At 46.5% G+C, this 20470-nt stretch carries 19 protein-coding genes; 6 read left to right on the top strand and 13 right to left on the bottom strand.

The genetic code is table 11. The features are described 5' to 3' along the window. The first annotated feature begins 8 nt into the window (after positions 1–8). From V7051_RS05685 to V7051_RS05660, 6 genes are read left to right on the top strand one after another with little or no spacing between them, the layout of a single operon-like run. A complete protein-coding gene (locus V7051_RS05685; RefSeq protein ID WP_333873884.1) occupies positions 9–965 on the top strand; it encodes a lysylphosphatidylglycerol synthase transmembrane domain-containing protein in 957 nt (318 codons plus the stop codon). After that, complete coding sequence (locus tag V7051_RS05680; protein WP_333873885.1) at positions 958–2295, top strand: FAD-binding oxidoreductase; 1338 nt, start codon at positions 958–960, stop codon at positions 2293–2295. The genes V7051_RS05685 and V7051_RS05680 overlap by 8 nt, the downstream gene beginning before the upstream one ends. A 1-nt stretch (position 2296) precedes the next feature. Continuing rightward, a complete protein-coding gene (locus V7051_RS05675; RefSeq protein ID WP_333873886.1) occupies positions 2297–3031 on the top strand; it encodes an SDR family NAD(P)-dependent oxidoreductase in 735 nt (244 codons plus the stop codon). Between the two features lie 17 nt (positions 3032–3048). After that, positions 3049–3780 carry a glycosyltransferase family 2 protein gene (locus tag V7051_RS05670; RefSeq protein ID WP_333873887.1) on the top strand — a complete coding sequence of 244 codons (732 nt, stop codon included), beginning with the start codon at positions 3049–3051 and terminating at the stop codon, positions 3778–3780. Continuing rightward, entirely contained in the window at positions 3761–4447 is a 687-nt protein-coding gene (locus tag V7051_RS05665; RefSeq protein WP_333873888.1) for a class I SAM-dependent methyltransferase, read from the top strand. The genes V7051_RS05670 and V7051_RS05665 overlap by 20 nt, the downstream gene beginning before the upstream one ends. Beyond that, complete coding sequence (locus tag V7051_RS05660; protein WP_333873889.1) at positions 4444–5451, top strand: glycosyltransferase family 2 protein; 1008 nt, start codon at positions 4444–4446, stop codon at positions 5449–5451. Before V7051_RS05665 ends, V7051_RS05660 begins: the two co-directional genes overlap by 4 nt. 121 nt (positions 5452–5572) lie before the next feature. On the opposite strand, the gene V7051_RS05655 is transcribed toward V7051_RS05660, so the two are convergent. The 13 genes from V7051_RS05655 to V7051_RS05595 all read right to left on the bottom strand — a co-directional run bounded on the left by V7051_RS05655 (position 5573) and on the right by V7051_RS05595 (position 20468). After that, positions 5573–6907 (bottom strand): TolC family outer membrane protein, encoded by a 1335-nt coding sequence (locus V7051_RS05655; RefSeq protein ID WP_333873890.1) that lies wholly within the window; start codon positions 6905–6907, stop codon positions 5573–5575. 5 nt (positions 6908–6912) lie between these two features. Continuing rightward, positions 6913–8235, bottom strand: a complete 1323-nt coding sequence (locus tag V7051_RS05650; protein WP_333873891.1) for an HlyD family type I secretion periplasmic adaptor subunit — start codon at positions 8233–8235, stop codon at positions 6913–6915. A 112-nt stretch (positions 8236–8347) separates the two neighbouring features. Next, entirely contained in the window at positions 8348–10063 is a 1716-nt protein-coding gene (locus tag V7051_RS05645; protein ID WP_333873892.1) for a type I secretion system permease/ATPase, read from the bottom strand. A gap of 352 nt (positions 10064–10415) precedes the next feature. Further along, positions 10416–10961, bottom strand: a complete 546-nt coding sequence (gene rfbC, locus V7051_RS05640; RefSeq protein WP_333873893.1) for a dTDP-4-dehydrorhamnose 3,5-epimerase — start codon at positions 10959–10961, stop codon at positions 10416–10418. A 2-nt stretch (positions 10962–10963) separates the two neighbouring features. Then, positions 10964–11845, bottom strand: a complete 882-nt coding sequence (gene rfbA / locus V7051_RS05635) for a glucose-1-phosphate thymidylyltransferase RfbA (protein ID WP_333873894.1) — start codon at positions 11843–11845, stop codon at positions 10964–10966. A gap of 2 nt (positions 11846–11847) precedes the next feature. Further along, on the bottom strand, positions 11848–12744 hold the full coding sequence (gene rfbD, locus V7051_RS05630; RefSeq protein ID WP_333873895.1) for a dTDP-4-dehydrorhamnose reductase: 897 nt from the start codon (positions 12742–12744) through the stop codon (positions 11848–11850). 64 nt (positions 12745–12808) lie between these two features. Next, entirely contained in the window at positions 12809–13876 is a 1068-nt protein-coding gene (gene rfbB, locus V7051_RS05625) for a dTDP-glucose 4,6-dehydratase (RefSeq protein WP_333873896.1), read from the bottom strand. Positions 13877–14236: 360 nt separating this feature from the next. Continuing rightward, positions 14237–15307: a glycosyltransferase gene (locus V7051_RS05620; RefSeq protein ID WP_333873897.1), complete on the bottom strand. Its 1071-nt coding sequence runs from the start codon at positions 15305–15307 to the stop codon at positions 14237–14239. 113 nt (positions 15308–15420) lie between these two features. Then, positions 15421–16269 (bottom strand): glycosyltransferase family 2 protein, encoded by an 849-nt coding sequence (locus tag V7051_RS05615; RefSeq protein WP_333873898.1) that lies wholly within the window; start codon positions 16267–16269, stop codon positions 15421–15423. Continuing rightward, entirely contained in the window at positions 16266–17249 is a 984-nt protein-coding gene (locus V7051_RS05610; RefSeq protein WP_333873899.1) for a glycosyltransferase family 2 protein, read from the bottom strand. The genes V7051_RS05615 and V7051_RS05610 overlap by 4 nt, the downstream gene beginning before the upstream one ends. Beyond that, positions 17246–18574, bottom strand: a complete 1329-nt coding sequence (locus V7051_RS05605) for an oligosaccharide flippase family protein (protein ID WP_333873900.1) — start codon at positions 18572–18574, stop codon at positions 17246–17248. The genes V7051_RS05610 and V7051_RS05605 overlap by 4 nt, the downstream gene beginning before the upstream one ends. Next, positions 18574–19593, bottom strand: coding sequence for a GDP-mannose 4,6-dehydratase (locus V7051_RS05600; protein ID WP_333873901.1), 1020 nt, complete (start codon positions 19591–19593; stop codon positions 18574–18576). Before V7051_RS05600 ends, V7051_RS05605 begins: the two co-directional genes overlap by 1 nt. Beyond that, positions 19590–20468 carry an NAD-dependent epimerase/dehydratase family protein gene (locus tag V7051_RS05595; protein ID WP_333873902.1) on the bottom strand — a complete coding sequence of 293 codons (879 nt, stop codon included), beginning with the start codon at positions 20466–20468 and terminating at the stop codon, positions 19590–19592. The genes V7051_RS05600 and V7051_RS05595 overlap by 4 nt, the downstream gene beginning before the upstream one ends. Positions 20469–20470 lie beyond the last annotated feature (2 nt).

The following is a 20470-nucleotide window of genomic DNA, read 5'->3' as shown; positions in this document are numbered from 1 at the left end:
AAATGAAAATGGCATCCAGGTTACAAGGATATGTTGGAATAGCGATAAGCTTGTGCTTCATTTTCCTGGTGGTTAAGCAAGTTGATGTGGCCAACATCAGCCAATTATTACAGCAAACAAATGTATTCTGGCTATTGATCGCATTACTATTTTATTGGGCCGAAATACTGTTAAGGATACTTAGATGGAAGCGGATCCTGGTTAGTGTGGATGATACCATCCGATACGCATCAGTAAGTAATTCGTTCTGCATCAGTACTGCCGCAAATAATATATTTCCGTTCCGTGTCGGGGATATTTTGAGAGCCCATCTTCTTGGCATTCAAAGAAATATTTCTCGTTTTTCCCTTATGGGAACCATAGTGCTGGAAAAACTGATTGATGTTGCCGCTGTGCTTTTGTTGACTTGCTGGGGAGCATTCGAGATATTGAGCCAATTGGGAGCAATGTCCAATATGGGCTTTACATTTTTAATCGCCGGAGTGGGTATTCTCATGCTCGGCGGGCTATATTTGTTAACCAAAAACAGGCTGCTTTCGAATAAGCTGGTATTGTTTTTTCATGAAAGATTCGGGCATTTTAAAAAGGGATTTAACATCCTTCTGAAGCCGAAAAATTTATCTCTGGTTATTGTAGAAACCCTATTGATATGGACATTTAATACTTTAGCGATATGGGCAATCATTAAATCACTTGGCGTATCGCTTTCGTTCTCGGAAGTGCTACTACTGGAAGGTATTACCGGCTTGGCCGCCGCCATCCCATCCGCTCCGGCAGGCATAGGCACCTTGCAATACGCATTCCTGTTAACGTTTGGAATGTTGCATCTTGATAAATCAGTTGGCGTCGCGGCGTCGCTGTTGGTTCAAGGCGTTTTATTAGGCAGTATTACTGTTGTCGGTATACTGATTTTCACATTTGACTCGAAGTCGAGACAGGCACTTAGGCGCATTAGACATGAGTGAAAAACTGATAAAAGAATCAACATTTATTTCTTTTGATGGTGCGGTGGAGTTATGTACGCGTCATCAAAGACCGGATCGCTATCGGCATCTTGAAATGGATTTCGGCAGCCAGGCTCGAATAGCCCGCGGTGGCGGCTACTCTTTCTCGGCGGCCAGTTTTGGCGAAAACACGCTTGTTCAGGAGATGAATAATTTTGATCGTTTTCTAAATTTCGATCAATCTCGTAAGACCGTCACAGTTGAGGCGGGGATGCCCCTCGGAAAGCTGGTGGACTGGGCAATGCAACGAAGTTTGTATTTTCCGGTGCTGCCGGGTTACCCGGAAATAACCGTCGGAGGATGCGTTGCAGTAGATGCGCATGGTAAGAATCCATGGAAAGACGGAACATTCTCGGAATGGGTTACAGAAATCAATTTGTTCCATCCTACTTACGGTTATATGCGGTTGTCCCGGAATGAAAATCCGGAAATATTCGAACTGACCTGCGGCGGGTTCGGTATGACCGGGATTATTCTCGATGTTACTTTACAGCTGATTGAATTACCCTCAAACGCGTTTGAAGTAAAAAAAATACCGGTAACCTCGCTTAACGAAGCGATGCAAAAACTCGCCGAATACAGTGATCAATCGGATTTTATCTACAGTTGGCATGACGGCACGCGGCGAGGAAAGACTTTTGGTGCCGGGATAATCTTTTCGGGCCGTTGGTTGAAAGGCAAACAAACCGATATTGGCATTTGTTCGAAAAAGAAGACTATGACTGCCCGTAGTCGCGCGGGGATACGGTTTTCACTTTGGAATAATGCTACAGTAACCGTTGCGAACCGCGTCTTTATGGCAATGAACAAATTGAGACCCATTGAAATTATGGACGTGAACAAAGCGACATTCCCATTCGCTTATAACACGCTATACCACCGTTTCTACGGGCGGAAAGGTTTCTCCGAAATACAGGTGCTTGTCGGTCAGCAGATTACCGAAACGTTTATTCAGAAGCTTCAAGATTTGATCGACCAACATAATCCGCCTTTAGTGATGATTTCCCTGAAAATGTTCCTCGGCAAACAAACATCATTAAGTATGTCGGGTGAAGGCTATCTGGTCGCGTTAAATTTTAAACGAAATAGTAGGCTGCCCGGTTTCCTGAAGCTGCTCGATCAATTGGCTATTGAAACGGGAGCGCAACCTAATTTAAGCAAAGACTCAAGAGTTCCAGCAGAAGTGGTGTCTCAAACATTGCCTAGCTACGCAGGATTCAAATCCCGATTGCAAACATTTGACCCTTTGCGTATGTATCAATCAGAGTTAAGTACCAGGATAGGCGTTTAATATGTATATAATCGTCGGCGCATCTTCAGGAGTGGGCAGGGCTATTGCAGAGATATTTGCTGCAAAGGGACACGACCTGCTGCTCGTTTCCCGTGAAAAACGGGATACTAACGCTGTCGCATTAGACTTGATGCTACGATTCGATATTTCGGTCACGTCTGTAACATTAGACCTTGCAGCTCCGCAGCCGGACTTTTCGGAGATACTGGAAGCCGTCGATTTGGCAGGTAAGGCTTTTAAAGGAATGCTTGTTCCGGCGGGCGCTGTGATCGATACTGATAGCCTGGAAATAGAAGCATCAGCAATCGATGGACTATTCAGGGTGAACTGCTTGTCCATTTGCAGCCTCATTACCGAAATATTAAAAAGAACGCACAAAGACAGCGCGATATCTATTGTTGGTTTTGGAAGTATTGCATCCATACGCGGCCGTGGAGCCAACATGATTTATTCGACGGCAAAAACAGCGATGCAGTTTTATTTTGAGAGCTTGCGCCATGCCTGTGTCGGTAAACAGATTATCGTACAGTTTTACGTATTAGGATATATGGATACAAATTTGGCCTTCGCGTATAACGTACCCTTGTCTAAGGGCTCGCCCGGCGAACTGGCGCAACGGGTATATCGCGATATTAATAAAGATATCGGCGTGAGTTTCTTCCCTCGCTACTGGTTGATTATAGCGATGATACTCAAGTTAATTCCGTGGCCGATTTATAAACACTTAAAGTTTTAAAATTGATTGGAGAGTGAATGAATAAGCCTGACATTAGTTTTTTCTTTCCCGTTTATAACGATGAAAGCACTGTACGATTGGTCACTGAAAAAGCCATTAAGCTATTCGATGAAATTGCCAATCAATATGAAGTGGTCATTGTCAATGATGCATCCCCTGATAAAGCCGGAGAAATTGCCGATCAACTTGCGCTCGAATATCCTCAAGTTAAAGTCGTGCATCATGAAGTAAACAAGGGCTATGGCGCTGCGGTGAAATCCGGTATCGCCAATACAAAATATGATTGGGTCTGCATGGTGGACGGTGATGATGAGTACGATATTCTCGACCTTAAAAGAATGTTGGCGTTGCGCCAATATTACGGACTGATCATCGGCTTTCGCTACAAGAAACTGTATTCGACAAAAAGAATATTTATCTCGCATATTTACAATGCGGTTCTAAGGTTTCTGTTTGATACGCGGTTTAGAGACATTTCAACAGGAATAAGGCTTTTCAATCGCTCGGTTCTTGAGTATGTTGAATTAAACTCAAACAGCCCATTTATTGGAGCGGAAATGGCAATCAAAACCATGCTCAGCGGTACCCCGGTTGGTGAAGTTGGAATCCAAACATTTCCGCGAGAATTTGGCGCAGGTTCGGCTACATCAATAAAAAATATCATTTTTACCATAAGCGATATGTTGAGCATGCGGAAAGAAATATTCTCGGATACATACCATTTGCCTCATGGCAGAGATCGGAGTTGATATGGCGATGCAGGGATTAAAAGAGCTGTACGAAATCAGGTTTAGTGCAGAAGACAGGGCCAAAAAAGATGCTGTCTGGAAAGTGTTGTGCGATTGTTTCTTTAGCCGCTACGTCAAGCCGACAGATACAATTTTAGATATTGCCTGCGGATACGGCGAGTTTTCCAACCATATCGAAGCCGGGCGGAAAATCGCAATAGACCTGAATCCTGATGCCCGGAAATATCTTAAGGACGATGTTGAGCTGTATCTTTCAAGCGCAAGTGCAATGGATAATATTGATTCGGCATCGATCAATGTTTGCTTCAGCAGTAACTTTTTTGAGCATCTTCCTGACAGGCAAACTATGGACGATGTTTTGAAAGAGGCATTCCGCGTACTACAGCCTAACGGCCTGTATGTAACAATGCAACCCAACATCCGTTATGAGCCGGGCAGATACTGGGATTATTACGATCATATCCTGCCGTTAAGCCACTTGTCCTGCAAAGAGGCTTTTGAAAAAGCGGGATTTATAGTTGAGGAAGTGATTCCCAAATTCGTTCCATTTTCAACAGCCAGCCGATTGCCGCAATGGCCTATTTTAGTCAGGCTTTATTTAGCATTCCCCCCCATATGGTGGTTTCTTGGCGGGCAGTTTGTCATTGTCGCGAGAAAACCGGGTTGAATACTGGCAGTTCTAAACACAATGTATTTAACCGTAAAGTCACAGTCATCATCGTCAATTGGAATGGTGAAAGGTTTCTAGAGCGGTGTTTGACCGCGCTGATCAATCAAATACTCAAACCGCACGAGATTATCCTGTTGGATAACGGAAGTTCCGATGGATCGGTTAAGATCGCACGGCAATTCCCTAAAGTGCAGCTGATGCAACTCAACCAGAACACCGGTTTCGCGCGCGGAAATAATCTGGCTATTGAGGCGGCTTCTGCCGAATCAGGATGGATCGCGCTGATCAATCCCGATGCGTTCGCCGAACCGCGTTGGCTGGAGGCACTGTTGGAGGAGGCAGAATCTAATCCGGAATTCGATGTATTCGGCAGCAGATTAATCAACGCGTCCGATCCAACGTTGCTGGATGGGGCCGGTGATGCCTACCACGTAAGCGGCCTGGTTTGGCGCATGGGGCATGGCTCTCCTGTGCCGACTTCTGTGGAGAACTCGCGCGAAGTGTTTTCGCCCTGTGCGGCGGCAGCCCTTTATCGGCGTAGTGCTTTGCATGAAGTCGGAGGATTCGACGAGGACTACTTCTGTTATGTGGAAGATGTGGATCTCGGCTTTCGCTTGCGGCTGGCGGGATACCGCTGTCTGTATGTGCCTCAGTCTGTAGCGCATCACGTCGGCTCGGGCACGACCGGCGGACAACATAGCGATTTTTGCATGTATCATGGCCACCGCAACTTGGTGTGGACATTTATTAAAGATATGCCGGGAATTTTGTTTTGGATATTACTCCCCATTCATTTGCTTTTAAATTTTTCCACTATTGTCCATTTTTCAATATACGGGCAAGGCAAAGTGATATTAAAAGCCAAATTAGATGCGGTCAAAGGCATTCCGAAAATGTGGCGCAAACGGCGTCAAATTCAATCCGGTCGGAATGTCTCGGTAATAAATGTGTGGCATATTTTGAATAAAAGACTTAGGCCGGCAAACAAATCTAAAGTTTAACTACTGAATTTGTTATCAAGTTGATTAAAAAACCAAGTATTTAATTCGCCTTCTTGCCGCCTTACCAATACAAGGCAGTCGATAGGTAAAAAATCTAAATGGTTTAGCAACGGACTTACTTTCACTGGTTACTTGCTTCCAGCCAGCCATTAACTTCTTGCAAATTTTCCTCAGATATAGAACCGATGGCATGCATGAAACGAATGCGATTCTTGATGTAGTCGTATTTGGCTTGTGCGAAATCATTTTTAGCCGAAAACTCCTCCTGTTCCGCTTTGATAACATCGCTGATAGTCACTACGCCGTAGTGATAGCCGCGCTCCATGGCTTCCCGTGATTTACTGGTGGATTCCAGCGCTTTTTGTGCGGCTTTGATGCGTCGAGCATTGGCATTGGTACTAAGAAATGCATCGCTGGTTTCTTTAGTGATAGCGCGCATCAAAGCTTCATTGTCGTTTTTACTAAGCTGCAAGCGATGCTGAGCTTCATACACTTGGTGAGTGGTAGTCCCCCCCGAAAACAAGGGAACGTTGACGTTAATTGCAGCAACGTCAACTTGATATGGCGCAGCTTGAGCACTCTGATAACCAGTATTGGTATCATAATAGTTAAGCTGCAACTCAGCCACCGGCAAATGTTTGGATTTTTGAGTCGCCACATTATTTTCTGCCGCTTCTATAGCAAGCTGTTTTGCTGAAATACCCGGATTCTGACTTTGCGCCATTTCAACCCATTGCTGAAGATCGCCTTCAATTTCCTGGTAATCAACGGACTCCCGAAGCTTATTCAGGGTAGCCGGGGTAGCGCCTGTTAATTCCCTAAGGCTCTCTTGTGCCGTCACACGCTTGCTTTCAGCCAAAATCTCAGCGGCAATAATCTGATCCAGCCGTGCTTCCATCGCATAAAGATCAGTGACTTTTAATAGCTGCTTGGCATATCGCTTTTGTATTTGCTCAAGTTGTTTTTGGGTCGACTGCTTTTCCATTTTAGTAAAATTAAGTTCGTCCTCTGCTTCCAGCACACTGAAATAACGATCCACCACATTGAACATCAGCTGGTTGTTGGCTTCGATGGCTTCGGCCGCATATTGATCCTCTACTTTCGCTGCACGCCGCCATTCCCAAAACTTGCCAAAATCAATCAAGGTTTGACTGAGCGAAACAGAGTAACGAGTACCTGGGTAATGCTGAGCATAGTCAACACTTCCTCCTGCTAGTGTTTTTGCTGTTGAAGCGTACCTGTTTTTCGACCAATTACCGCTGGCAATAATTTGCGGCAACATCTGTCCTAAGGCTTGGCCTTTTTGTGCCGAACCGATTTCGGCTTTAACTTCGGCGTTTTTTAGCTGCGGATCAGCTTCCAACGCTTGCCTGTAAACCGTCAGTAAATCCTCGGCTACCGCAGTTTGGGCGCACGCAAACATAATGACTATAAGCCAATATTTGAATATGTTCATGGCGATTAGTCTTCTGTGAATGAGCGTGCAAAGAAGTTAGTGGCAGGTTGAGCCAGGTATTCAAATAGCGTTCTTTCGCCGGTATTAATCAAAACCTCTGCCGGCATGCCCGGCAATAATTGCAAACTACCAAGCTCTTTGCGGCTCTCAGGAGTCAGCTCGATTCGGGCTTGATAATAAGAATTACCTTTGTCATCGCTAAGACGGTCGGCGGATAAATGAATAACTTTGCCGGTCATTTTGGGTGTTTTCGATTGTTTGAAGGCGCTAAAGCGGACTTCTGCCTGTAGACCGACAATAACCCGATCAATATCCATAGGCGAAACTTGGGCTTCTATAATTAACTCGGCATCTTGGGGAACAATATCAAGAATAGGCCGCCCCGGAGCAATAACTCCGTTTTCGTTATGCACAGTCAAACCAAGCACCATACCGCTTGCCGGCGCTTTAATTACAATACGGTTCAGTTTGTCCTGGTTGGCTGCCAATCGCTCCGCGGCATCGTTAAGCTGTGCTTGGGCTTCGCTGAGTTTACCGGTTACCTCTTCCTGAAAATCTTTTTGCACTTGTAAAATTTGCAACTGAGTTTCGCTGATCAGCATTTGATTGGTAGCGATTTCGGCATTGAGTTGGGCAACTTCACCCATTTGCAATGCATGACTACGCTCTACATCACGCAAGCGTTGTTTGTCTGCGAAGCCTTCGGCTAACAGCTCCTTCTGATCGCGAATTTCTTCGGCAAAAGAAGTGATCAATAGCTTTTTGCTGTCGACCTGACCTTGAAGCCCTTTTATCTTACTGGAAATCTGGCTGATACGCTGTTTCAGCACAGCGATTTGCCCTTCGTGGGCGTTTATTCTGGACTTGAAAACATTATTTTCAGCCAATTTGGCTTCTGTTGTTCTAGGATCGGAAGCATCATCGAGTAATTCAGGATAGTCAACTTGTTTAAGCTGGTCTCTTTCGGCGCGCAGCCGCGCTACCTGGGCGGCAAGAGTTATATTTTGAGCGCGTGCTATTCCCAACTGAGCTTTAATTTGGGTATCCTCCAGGATTAGCAACGGCTGATCTTCTTTCACTAAATCACCGTCTTTAACCAAGATTTTGGCGACGATACCACCATCAAGATGTTGTACGGTTTTTCTGTAAGATTTTACTACCACAACACCCGGCGCCAGAGCGGAACTATCCATAGGAGCCCAAAACGCCCAAATGCCAAAAACCCCGAAAGTTGCAAAAACTATTGCTGCGCCGATGTTACGAATGGGGCGATCATTGGTATGCAAGGCAGGGGAAGGAGTGCTACTTACAGCGGTTTTTTCTATCATAATATTTTAAGAAGACCTCTAACTAATGGCTTTTTGATAACACCGGCTAATTTAAGCTATTGAAACCTATAAGAACTATTTTTACACTTGAATAACAGAGGTTCCCTTAAAATTATGCGGGTTGCGTAGCTGGGATAGGTGCTTGTTGTTGCGATTGCTGCAAATGGGCAATGACTTGATCTCTTGGCCCGTAAACCGCCAGCATGCCATCATTGAGAATCAATAGCTTATCGACTTTCGACAACACATTATTGCGATGAGTGATAATTAATACGGTGGATTGTTTTTGCTTGAGCTGTAGCAGTGCTTTTTCCAAGGCGGCTTCGCCTTGCTCATCAAGATTGGAGTTAGGCTCGTCAAGCACCACCAACACCGGATTACCATAGAGCGCTCGGGCCAAACCGATACGTTGCCGCTGTCCGCCTGACAAGTTGCCACCAGTGGCGCCGATAACGGTATCGTAACCTTCGGGAAATTGTAAGATGAGTTCGTGCACATCAGCCATTTTTGCCGCCGCAACGACTTGCTCCGGATCAATGTCTCCAAAACGGGCGATGTTTTCGCTAATTGTCCCTTCAAACAGTTCAATATCTTGCGGCAAATAACCTATAAAACCACCAAGATGTTCACGATCCCAGTTAAAGATTTCAGCACCATCCAAACGTATCGAGCCATTGGAGGTAGGCCAAATACCTAATATGGCTCGTGCCAAAGTGGATTTACCTGCGCCGCTGGGACCTATTACACCGACAATATCGCCTTTTCCAATCACCAGATTGATGCCTTTAATTACCGGCACTCTGCTGCCTGGTGGCGTAACAACGGCATTCTCCAGCTGAATGCGGCCCTCCGGATCGGGAAGCAGCATACGCTCTTTATCGGCCGGAATTTGCCTCAGAAGATCATTAAGACGATGGTACTGGTCGCGGGCGGCAATAAACCCTTTCCATGAACCAATAATAAGATCAATCGGCGCCATCGCCCGGCCCATCAGAATAGAGCCGGCAATCATTAAACCGGGAGATATTTCGCGCTCAATAACCAGATAAGCCCCTAGACCTAGAATCAGGGATTGTGAGGACAAACGGATGACTTTTGACAATGCCATTAACAAGCCTGCACGCGAACTGGCAACAGCCTGTAAATTCAAAACTTTGACGGCGCCCACCATCCAGCGTTGCCTTATCCTGACTAACATTCCCATTGACTCAATAACTTCAGCGTTTCTCAGGTTTTTGCCAAGGGCTCCGCGCGTCGCCATGGCGACATTATTGGCTTCACTGAGTATCTTGGTGGTAGCCTTCTCAGTAGCCATAGCGACAATACACAACAAGATCGCGGTAAATACTGAAAACCAGCCGTACCATGGATGAAATATGAATAGTAGAGCCAAATACACCGGCATCCACGGTGCATCAAAAAAAGCAAATAAACCATTACCGGTCAGAAACTGACGCAAACCTGTCAAATCATCCAGCGGTTGAGTTGTTGCTCGCTGCCCACCGGAATACAGCGATTGCTTAAAAGCTATTTGAAATAATCGCTGATTTAACAGCAACTCCAAGCGAGTGCTGACCCTAACTAGAATTTGTGAGCGTACCCACTCAAGTGCAGCCAAGGTGATAAACAGAACGACCACTATCAGCGTCAACATCAATAACGTTGACTGGTTGCCGGTTGCAACTACGCGGTCATACACCTGCAACATATAGATAGACGGAGTAATCATCAAAAAATTGATGAGCAGGCTGAAACCAGCTGCAGATAGAAACGCGCCTTTACAAAGTTTCAGCGCTTCTTCTAAATCGGACTTATTACTTACTTTCATTACTTAGACAACAACAATTTGAAAATCATTATATTTTTGCATATTTGTGTTTAAATTGATAGAGAAGCTTTTTCAATACACAGTGCAAAACAGCTGGAAGTTTCAGTAATCCTATCTTTATGACTCCAAAATCACTAGATTACTGACTTGTTCGTTCAAGCCGGATTTTTAGAAAGGAAAATCAGCAGTTTTCATAACTTTAAACATTACCCTGCTGCTGGAATGCCACCGCTTAGCGGGTGTCTTTAAACTGGGATTGGATGACAACTTCGTATTTATACGATGAGCTAGTGGCAGCGTCGGAAGCTTTTGCTTATTGTCAGGAAAAATGGGACTTGGACAACGTTGAAAGTTATGCAAAGTGCTCCGCTTCCGACAATAGTTTGGCTTGTTGATCTTTTGCGGACAAAATGGGATCGCCCTGATTGGGCCATTGGATGCTGATGGCCGGGTCGTTCCAGGCAATGCTGCGCTCAAATTCGGGCGCCCAGTAATCGGTGGTTTTGTAGAGAAACTCCGCGGTATCGGAAAGCACCACAAAACCATGCGCAAAGCCTTCAGGCACCCAAAACATGCGCTTGTTTTCGGCGGACAGTTCCACTCCGACATGCTGGCCAAATGTGGGCGAACTTTTGCGAATATCAACAGCCACATCAAAGACCGAGCCTTGCACCACCCGCACCAGTTTACCTTGGGGCTGTTGGATCTGATAATGCAGTCCGCGCAATACGTTTTTGACCGAACGCGAGTGATTATCCTGTACGAAATCAACATCGCGCCCGGTCAGTTCGGCAAACTGGCGGCGGTTGAAACTTTCAAAAAAAAAGCCGCGGTCATCGCCGAATACTTTAGGCTCGATGATGAACAAATCGGGAATAGCAGTTGGGATAGCTTTCACACTTACCTCTCTTCTTTCAGTAATCTTTGCAGGTATTGACCGTAACCGTTTTTTGCCAGCGGCAACGCCAGCTTCCCCAGTTGCTCGGCGCCAATAAAGCCTTTGCGATAAGCAATTTCTTCCGGGCAAGCCACTTTCAAGCCCTGACGGTGCTCAATGGTCTCAATGAAATTGCTGGCTTCGATCAGGCTCTCATGAGTACCGGTATCGAGCCAAGCGTAACCTCGTCCCATGATTTCCACATTAAGCTTGTTGCGCTCAAGGTAAATGCGATTCAGGTCGGTAATCTCCAACTCGCCCCGTGCAGACGGCTTGAGGTTGGCGGCGATATCGGCGACATCATTATCATAGAAATACAGTCCCGTAACCGCATAATTGCTCTTGGGATTGACAGGCTTTTCTTCCAGGCTGGTGGCGCGGCCTTGTTCATCGAACGCCACCACGCCGTAACGCTCGGGGTCTTGTACATGATAGGCAAAGACGGTTGCGCCTTGAGTCCGTGCAGTGGCTTGTTCAAGCTGGGTCTGTAAATCGTGGCCGTAAAAAATGTTATCACCCAGCACCAATGCAGCCGGGGCGTTACCGATAAAATCTTTGCCGATGATAAAAGCTTGGGCAAGGCCATCCGGACTGGGTTGCACGGCGTATTGCAGATTCAGCCCCCAGTCGCTGCCGTAGCCAAGCAGTTGCTCAAAGCGCGATGTATCTTGCGGCGTGGAGATGATCAGGATATCTCGAATGCCCGCCAACATCAGCGTACTGAGTGGATAGTAAATCATCGGCTTATCGTAAATGGGGAGCAATTGCTTGGAGACTACTTTGGTCACCGGATAAAGCCGGGTACCGGAGCCACCGGCCAGAATAATGCCTTTACGTTGGGTCATAATTACTTCTCAAGAATTTCGGTAAGCATGCGGGTAACACCGGATTGCCAATGAGGCAGATCCAGGCCAAAGGCGTTTTGCAGTTTGCGGGTATTCAGGCGTGAATTTTTAGGCCGTGTAGCGGGCAATGGGAATGCGCTGGTCGGTACCCGCTGGATCGCATCCGGCGCAACCTTGATGTCGAGCCCGGCCTGACGGGCAAAATCAATGACGAAACTCGCATAGCCATGCCAAGAAGTCTCGCCTCCGGCCACCAAATGATAGAGACCGCTAACATCGGAACGTTGCAGAGCCGAGCGAATACTATGAGCGGTTACATCCGCCAACAGATCGGCACCGGTAGGCGCACCGATCTGGTCGTCTATGACGGAGAGACAATCTCGTTCTTGAGCCAAGCGCAGCATGGTTTTGGCAAAATTACCGCCACGCGCGGCATAAACCCAGCTGGTACGAAAAATGAGGTGTTTACATCCAGTGCCAAGAATAGCCTCTTCGCCTTCCAGTTTGGTTTTGCCGTAGGCACTCAGAGGGCCGGTAGGATCGCTTTCCAGCCATGGCTTGTCTCCACTGCCGTCGAACACGTAATCGGTAGAGTAATGAATGAGCCACGACCCGTTACGTTTGGCCTCTTGAGCCAGCACACCGGGGGTCGTCGCATTAATGGTTCGGCATAGATCTAGCTCGTTCTCGGCTTTATCGACCGCAGTATATGCGGCGGCGTTGACGATAATATCCGGGGCGACAGCTCGAACAGTGTCAGCGATGCCTTCCGGATTACTGAAGTCACCGCATAATGTCCGGCTGTCAGTACTCAGGGCTACTAACTCACCCAACGGAGCAAGACTTCGCTGCAACTCCCAGCCGACTTGACCGCCTTTACCGAATAAAAGAATCTTCATTATTATCTATCCTTGACTGGCATTTTTCCGGCGACTACATGCAAATCCACTCGCGGCGTATTTATCATGCAGCGCGACCTGTATAGTTTTTTTCCACCCATTCGCGATAAGCGCCGGATTGGACGTTGGCTACCCAATCCTGATTTTCTAAATACCACTGGACAGTTTTACGGATGCCGGTATCGAAAGTTTCCGCCGGCTTCCAGCCCAGCTCACGTTCTATCTTGCTCGCGTCAATCGCATAGCGGCGATCGTGACCGGGGCGATCGGTAACATAGGTAATTTGTTCACGATAGCTTTTACCATCCTCACGGGCGCGGAACTCATCCAGTAACGCACAAACGGTATGGACAATGTCGATATTGGGTTTTTCGTTCCAGCCGCCGATGTTGTATACCTCACCGGCCTTGCCCGCTTCCAGTACCCGGCGAATGGCGCTGCAATGGTCTTTGACATAGAGCCAGTCACGGATTTGCTGTCCATCGCCATACACCGGCAGTGGCTTGCCCGCAAGCGCATTGACGATCATCAGCGGGATAAGCTTTTCCGGGAAGTGATAAGGGCCGTAGTTGTTGGAGCAGTTCGTGGTCAGCACCGGCAGACCATAGGTATGATGATAAGCCCGCACCAAATGGTCGCTGGCGGCTTTGCTCGCCGAGTAAGGGCTGTTAGGCTCGTAGCGGTAGGTTTCGGTAAAAGCCGGATCGTCTTTAGCAAGAGAGCCGTATACTTCATCAGTCGATACGTGCAGAAAACGAAAGTTTTGTTTGGCTTCGTCTTGCAAGTTGCCCCAGTAGGCACGCACCGCTTCCAGCAATCGAAAAGTGCCGACGATGTTGGTTTGAATGAAATCTTCCGGGCCGTGAATGGAGCGGTCCACGTGGCTTTCTGCGGCGAAATTGATAATGGCTCGAGGCTGATGCCGGACGAGTAAATCGGTCACCAGCTCGGAATTGCCGATATCCCCTTGCACGAAAATATGCCGTTCATCGCCATCCAATGAGGCAAGGTTCTCACGATTACCTGCGTAAGTCAGTGCGTCGAGATTAATGACCGTTTCGCCGGATTGCGCCAACCAGTCCAATACAAAATTCGCACCGATAAACCCGGCGCCGCCTGTTACTAAAATCATTTAATATGCCCGAAATACCTGTTTCCCCGCCGGATGTTCGCCGAGGGTGCGTTTAACTCTTTATGAATAACCGAATTTTTACTAAAAACATGCCTGTTAGCAAACGACAATATCAGCATTCTACCTTATGGCTGAGAGAGGGAAACAGCTTTTTATGGTAATTTGCTGGAAACGCTGAGCTTGAGCAAAGTTTGAGATTTCTTGCGTCGCGCCATTTCGACCGAAACTACGCAAAGCGGTGTAACGGACATCAAAACAACTGCCGCAGATTTTCAGCCAACACCTGACAACCTTTCCATTCGCAAACACTAACAGGAAGATAACAGTTTTGCGGGTTCGCTTTTGAAGCGTAACAAGACATTAACAACGCCTGTTTATGAGCATATTTAAAAAATCTCCCGCATCTACTATTTTTAAAGGCCTCTCGACGACGCCAAGATAACGCTTCACAGCACGCGCAATCGAAACCGGCGAATTCGGATCGAAGGTCTGCTCAGGGTCAAGCACATCGCGAACATAATCCAGTTCCGCCGCCAGCACCGATAATCCAGCTTGGTGCGCCTCAATCAGGGGCAGACCAAACGATTCGAAAGTCGAAGGATAAATCAACGCACTCGCATTTTCATAGAGTCCCAATATACCGTTATGAGGTAACTCTCCTTTATTCGTTATTTTCAGCCCGTACCGTTGACGCATCGCACCTATCTCCGTGTATAACGTAGCAAAGCGAGCCTCATCCAAAGTCAAGCATAGCGAAGGAAATAGCCCCTCTTCAGCCAATAGACACCAAGCTTCAATGAGTCGCCAATGGTTCTTATGCGGTTCGCCGGACGCAACATACACGAAGTCATAGTGCTTTTCTTTTTGCGCTTCCGGTTGCAGCTCTCTATACGCATCGCCATTTGGCTCCGCCACAAAAGGAAGCACTCGCACAGGCACCTTTCCCTGAGTCTTTATATCCAGCAATCTTTTCATCGTCGGCGTTTGTACGATGAATTCACTGACGTTTGACAGTGTTCTAGAGAACCACAGCCGCTCTATAGCAAGCCGTAACCGCACCCTAAGCGGGAAGCCATTCAACTGGACGTCATCGATCAAATACCGATTCTGCACGAAGACCACTGTGCGTCCTCGCAATTTAAATAAGGGTGGCAGGTTGCCGAAACATAAAATAATGTCCTCCGGCCCAACACTGTCAGCAAGCCATCTTTCCGCCTTCAAACGCTGTATGACGGAGGGCTGCACTCGCTTGATTTCGACGTTATGAATCATATTCGACGGAGCAGGCATACGGCTGTCCAAGGACAGCACCACCTGCACTTTGCCGTCGAGCGCTTTTAGCAAAGCCTGAAGCAAAGATCGCCCGCCGCCTTGATGCACGTTGGTCGCATGTATGAACACTCTGTTTTGCATGCTTTCAACTACCGGCATAATGTGTTTTCTGTATTCCGGACGCCAGACCAGCGAACCTGAAATTTGCGAGTGAAGCGCTTAGCGTTTCCATATAAACTGCGCCCTGTTTTTTTACATAAACAGCGGGTTGATTATGTCTTTGTCCAATACGGCGGCAAGCCCTTGACTCGTCTACCAAAATCAATAAATTTCCTCGTCATTCTTTCCCCGATCAAATTCCATAATATCAAACGGATATAAACCCTTATCATCGCCATTACCCAGAAAAAACCGGGAAGACGCAGGCCATGCATCTTCTGAGCGCGCCTGACATCCCACATCGATTCAACAGAGTTTGCCGGACTGCTGCTGAGTCCGCCTTGACGCATCCCAATCATAATAAGGCCGGGAACAAATACCGCATCGGCTTCCTTTAGCTCGCGCAGCAATAACTCATAATCACCGCCGATGCGAAACGATTCATCAAAATTTCCGTGCTGCTCAAATAAGCTGCGCCGGTGCATTAAACCTGGGTGCGGGATACTCATAACCTGTTTAAAGCGTTCTTTAACTCCCTGCCATGGCTCGCCGATCGGATACAGGTTTTCCCCATTATTGTTCAGAAGCATAATTTGCCCATACGCCACACGAATATCGGGAGGAACTGTCATTAATTGCGAAGCCATCCGCTCCAGTACCTGTGCGTCCCAAAAAAAATCATCCGCCCCCAAAAAACATATCCACTCGCCTTTCGCCTGGGATAACCCTTTATTCCATGCGTTGTAGATGCCGCTATCCGGCTCGGAAACCCAATAACCAAGCTTATCCCGGTTGGATTCGAGTACATCAACAGTTCCGTCCTTAGAGCCTCCATCGATAATAATCAGCTCTTTATTGGCATAAGTTTGCTGTGCAATGCTGTCGATGCATTGCTGCAATGTATCAATGCCATTAAATACCGCGACAATAACCGAAATTAAATCGGGAGAGAGAGAAGTCATGATTTATAAACACAAGCTTTTAAAAATATTAATACATTTGACGCTACCAACCTCAATATAGATAAAACGACAGATATTGTTTCAGATAAAAACCCCGTGCCTTCATATCGACATAAATATTTGCTTGGCAATATGACGGCACGAGTTTTATTTATGTCCGCCAACCATATTCTCGCCACATAGCTTGCCCAATGTCTTTCAGTCAACTGTGTTTTACAAAACCATGCAATAGCTGCCCTATACCCTTCAGTCACTTCATTGCCCGTATCAAGCGTTGCAAACGAGCCTGGGTGAGAACGAAAAAACACCTCGGCTTGAGAAATCATCATCACCGTTTTATAGCTCAATGCTGTCAATGTGAACAGCAACACATCAGGCCCAGCTCCATTCTTAGAAAAGTCGCGAGGAATTTTTGTAGGAATTTCAACTCGTAAATTAGCGCGGATGTCTGCCATGCGGAAAAGGGCTGCGCCCGGCGAATACGGTATTTGAGATTGCTTTCGAGGAATCAGTAAATTAAAGTAACGTTTGCTTGATATTTTCTGTAATTCAGTAGGTGCTGCATAAAACACAACGGCATTATCCGGTGATTCGCCAATCAATGCCGCTGTAGAAACGAAGCCAATTTCAGGATCTTCAAGATACGGAAGCGTGTGCTCAAGAAACTTAGGGAACATCAAATCATCACTGAACAGTATTTTTCCAAATTCCCCTTGCGCCTTCTCCACGCATACCAACCAATTCCTCACCGGGCCAATATTAGTGTCGTTTTGGAATATTCGTACCCGATGATCGGTTGCGGCAAATTGCCGGCAAATTTCCCATGTCCCATCCTCACTGTCGTTATCTACCACCACGACTTCAAAATCCATGAAGGTTTGATTCAGTGCAGACTGGATGCATTCGGCGATGTAGTCTTTACGATTGTAAACCGGTATCAGGATACTGACTTTGGGTATATATGCTTGAATTTGAGTCATTCAAAAACCCCTCTCATTCCATCACAAACTATGCGATGAACTTGAATCGGAAGAACTACCGCTGCAATCAGCAAACTTATACAAGTCGCCAGCACAACTCCGCTTAACCCGAAGCCAAAATGCTTGGTAAAGAGCAACGCCAAAGGAATATTTACCAGCATTGCAATCACCGCTGTATATAGCTGTGCTTTAATTCTACCTATTCCATTCACGAACATGGCATAGACGTTATTCCAGATAGAAACCAACACAAACAACCCCACTGTAATTACCAATGGCGATGTCACTTCCAGTTCACGACCTACCCACACGGCAATTATGGATCTCGCCAACAGTCCCATAAAGATAACAGCAAGTACAACTCCAAAATAAATAGCCATCTGCTTTTGCAGCATTTGTTTAATCCAACCGATGTCTTTTCTATGATAGGCGTCGGTATAAGCAGACCAGAGCGGCGCCGAGATGAGCGTATGCGCAAATATAATCACACTGAAGAGCTTGAAGACAACTTCATATTGAGCGACGTACTGCGGACCAAACAACTGTGTAATTAGCATTTTATCAGTTGTAAAAATAACCAGTACGGCAAGCTGGATAATAAAAAACTGCATGCCAACAGACAGCAATGGATGCACATGCTGTTTGTCCAGATAAGGCTTGGGGCGTAATTCTGGGTTCTGTTGATAGAGCCACAGACTCAACAAAAGGTTTGCGATAACCAGCGAAACGCCATACGCAAAGGCCAAATTACTTATTGATGCATCAGTTGTTTTGGTCAAAACAAAGACAAGTATCAAGGCCAGGACGTTTGAGATCAATTGACCCAGTGCAGTCAGCGAGGTTTTTTGCATCGCTCCGAGTAGCGCACCGATCAAACCAATCCAGAAATTTAATACAATGAAGAAAGTTGCAATCTGCACCGTCAGGCGCAAAGTTGCTTCCTGAATTGCGTGGGTATTGAAGACTATTTGCCAAGGCACAAAAAATGAGGCCGCAGTGACCAAGGCCCACAGTGTAAAAGCAATCAATCCAACTAGGCTATAACCCGAAGCGATATAGCCCGCGGCTTCAGCCTTGTCATTTTTTGCAAGGGCTTCGGCCACTTTGTTACGCAAACCATTGCCGACACCTAGGTCAAAGAATACGATCCATGACATGACTGTCAATAAAGTTGACCACACTCCAAACTGTTCTTGCCCAAGATAACGAATCATCAACGGAATAGCGAGAAACGAGGCCGCCATAGAGACCGTTTTATATACAACCGCTCCCTTAATTTGGCGCACATAGTTATGGGTTCGTTCCTTTGAGACAGTCTCATTCATTATGTCTGACTCACCCACTGAACCATGCGCGCGACACCCTCTTGCGCTGACACCATTGGCCGCCAGTTAAGCCGCTGTTTGGCTTTAACGATGTCCGCAACGAATACCCGCTGGTCGCTTTCACGTACAGGCAGGTGTATGTATCTCAGTTTTATATTCAATATTGTTTCGAGCAACGAGAACAGTTCTAGCAGGGATAAACTGTTTTCAATGCCGCCGCCAACATTAAAAACTTGGCTTTTGACCGTATCTATATTATTGACAGCCGCCATATAGAGACGCTTCATATCATCCGCGTGAAGCACATCGCGTACTTGTTTACCCGTTCCTGATATGGTGAAAGGCTCTTTAGCAACAGCCTGCTTGGCTTCAACCGCTTTCTGACAAAACCAACCAACCCAGCCTTGATCGTAAGTTGCAAATTGGCGGCCGCCATACATAGAGGAATGCCGGAAAACGACGGTTTTTAGACCAAAAATACGCGCATAATCAAGCATGTATTGATCTGCCGCTCCTTTGGAGCATCCATAAGGAGAATGGAACTCAAGCGACGTTGTTTCATCAAAACCTTCTGGCCTATCGATACATTCATAGCGTGTATCGGTTTCTTGATAAGCGTACTGTTCCAAATCGCCATACACTTTATTAGTCGATGAATAAACTACCGTCGCATCGGGCGCGTACAAGCGCACCGCTTCCAGTAAGTTGTGCGTACCTACTACGTTTACTTCAAAGTCCATGCGCGGATTTGCGATTGATGTAGTCATCGCCACCTGCCCAGCCAGATGAAAAATTGCATCCGGCTTAAACGACTGAACTACCCTAGTAATATCATTCTGGTTGCGAATATCGCCATGCTCGAATCGGAAATTGCCTTGACCTTGCAACCAGACAAGATTTTCTCGCGAGCCATTGCGATAAAGATTGTCAAATATGGTTAACTCATCGCCGCGCGACAGTGCGTCTTCAGCTAAATTGCTACCTAGGAAGCCGCAGCCGCCCGTAATTAGAAGTTTCATAAGTGTTTTCTTTCAAAGTTGATTACTTGTTTTAATCCTGTTTCAAGGTCATAACGGCATTGCCATCCCAGCGCCAATAAGCCGGATAAATTTGCCTCCGACTGCATGAGTTCATGCTCACGATAAGGATAGGCGCCGAAGTCAAGCTTAGTTCGCGAAACAGTCAACCGATGAACGGTATTAACAAAATCACGGATGCTAACCGCTTGTCCTGAACCAACAGCAAATTCAGAAAATCCTTTCCCAACTTTGCCGACATTTCCGAGCAAACATAAATAAGCGCTAACCACATCATCGATATGTATAAAATCCCGCTTTTGTTCGCCCAACGTCAGCTGCAATTCATCAATATTCTTTAGGCAGGCGCTAATAACATGGGTTGAGAATTTGCTGGAGTCATCACCCGCGCCATACATATGTTCAAGTTTGATATTAACAAAGTTTATCTTGCCGGTATCGGCAAAACCCTTTCCCCACTCCGCAAAGTGGTGCTTCGAGAGTGAATAAGCATTTAGATACTTGAAAAGGATGGTATCGGTATTAAAAAAGCTTTCTGTATTAAAGAAGGCTGCGGTTTCCAGCAATTGCAAGGGAAAAACCGTATTGGCTGCGAATATCTCGGATGCCTTTTCTCCGCTCCGACCATAGCAGGTTGCAGTATGTATCACTGCATCGATATGTCCCAACGACTTAAACGGCAGGTCCAGGTCATCCTCGATATTGAATACAGCAAGCTGGGGCATGCAGTCATCAAGCCGAGAAAGATTTGATACGGCACGCTTTAATATCGCTACTCTGTGTCCTGCCGCTAATAGTGCGTGAACCAAATGACTGCCAAGATAGCCGGTAGCGCCGGTAATCAATAAAGTTTGCATAA

Origin of the sequence: Methylobacter sp. (assembly GCF_036845245.1) — a bacterium.
Classification (GTDB): domain Bacteria; phylum Pseudomonadota; class Gammaproteobacteria; order Methylococcales; family Methylomonadaceae; genus Methylobacter_A.
This window is presented reverse-complemented; position numbering and strand designations above follow the sequence as displayed.

What these genes read in the sequence shown, in the direction of transcription:
- V7051_RS05655 (WP_333873890.1), bottom strand. Translation starts at nt 6,907, where the DNA reads ATGAACATATTCAAATATTGGCTTATAGTCATTATGTTTGCGTGCGCC.
- V7051_RS05685 (WP_333873884.1), top strand. Translation starts at nt 9, where the DNA reads ATGGCATCCAGGTTACAAGGATATGTTGGAATAGCGATAAGCTTGTGC.
- rfbD (WP_333873895.1), bottom strand. Translation starts at nt 12,744, where the DNA reads ATGAAGATTCTTTTATTCGGTAAAGGCGGTCAAGTCGGCTGGGAGTTG.
- V7051_RS05670 (WP_333873887.1), top strand. Translation starts at nt 3,049, where the DNA reads ATGAATAAGCCTGACATTAGTTTTTTCTTTCCCGTTTATAACGATGAA.
- V7051_RS05675 (WP_333873886.1), top strand. Translation starts at nt 2,297, where the DNA reads ATGTATATAATCGTCGGCGCATCTTCAGGAGTGGGCAGGGCTATTGCA.
- V7051_RS05610 (WP_333873899.1), bottom strand. Translation starts at nt 17,249, where the DNA reads ATGACTCAAATTCAAGCATATATACCCAAAGTCAGTATCCTGATACCG.
- rfbA (WP_333873894.1), bottom strand. Translation starts at nt 11,845, where the DNA reads ATGACCCAACGTAAAGGCATTATTCTGGCCGGTGGCTCCGGTACCCGG.
- V7051_RS05650 (WP_333873891.1), bottom strand. Translation starts at nt 8,235, where the DNA reads ATGATAGAAAAAACCGCTGTAAGTAGCACTCCTTCCCCTGCCTTGCAT.
- V7051_RS05680 (WP_333873885.1), top strand. Translation starts at nt 958, where the DNA reads ATGAGTGAAAAACTGATAAAAGAATCAACATTTATTTCTTTTGATGGT.
- V7051_RS05665 (WP_333873888.1), top strand. Translation starts at nt 3,761, where the DNA reads ATGGCAGAGATCGGAGTTGATATGGCGATGCAGGGATTAAAAGAGCTG.
- V7051_RS05605 (WP_333873900.1), bottom strand. Translation starts at nt 18,574, where the DNA reads ATGAATGAGACTGTCTCAAAGGAACGAACCCATAACTATGTGCGCCAA.
- V7051_RS05595 (WP_333873902.1), bottom strand. Translation starts at nt 20,468, where the DNA reads ATGCAAACTTTATTGATTACCGGCGCTACCGGCTATCTTGGCAGTCAT.
- V7051_RS05615 (WP_333873898.1), bottom strand. Translation starts at nt 16,269, where the DNA reads ATGACTTCTCTCTCTCCCGATTTAATTTCGGTTATTGTCGCGGTATTT.
- V7051_RS05600 (WP_333873901.1), bottom strand. Translation starts at nt 19,593, where the DNA reads ATGAAACTTCTAATTACGGGCGGCTGCGGCTTCCTAGGTAGCAATTTA.
- V7051_RS05620 (WP_333873897.1), bottom strand. Translation starts at nt 15,307, where the DNA reads ATGCCGGTAGTTGAAAGCATGCAAAACAGAGTGTTCATACATGCGACC.
- V7051_RS05645 (WP_333873892.1), bottom strand. Translation starts at nt 10,063, where the DNA reads ATGAAAGTAAGTAATAAGTCCGATTTAGAAGAAGCGCTGAAACTTTGT.
- rfbB (WP_333873896.1), bottom strand. Translation starts at nt 13,876, where the DNA reads ATGATTTTAGTAACAGGCGGCGCCGGGTTTATCGGTGCGAATTTTGTA.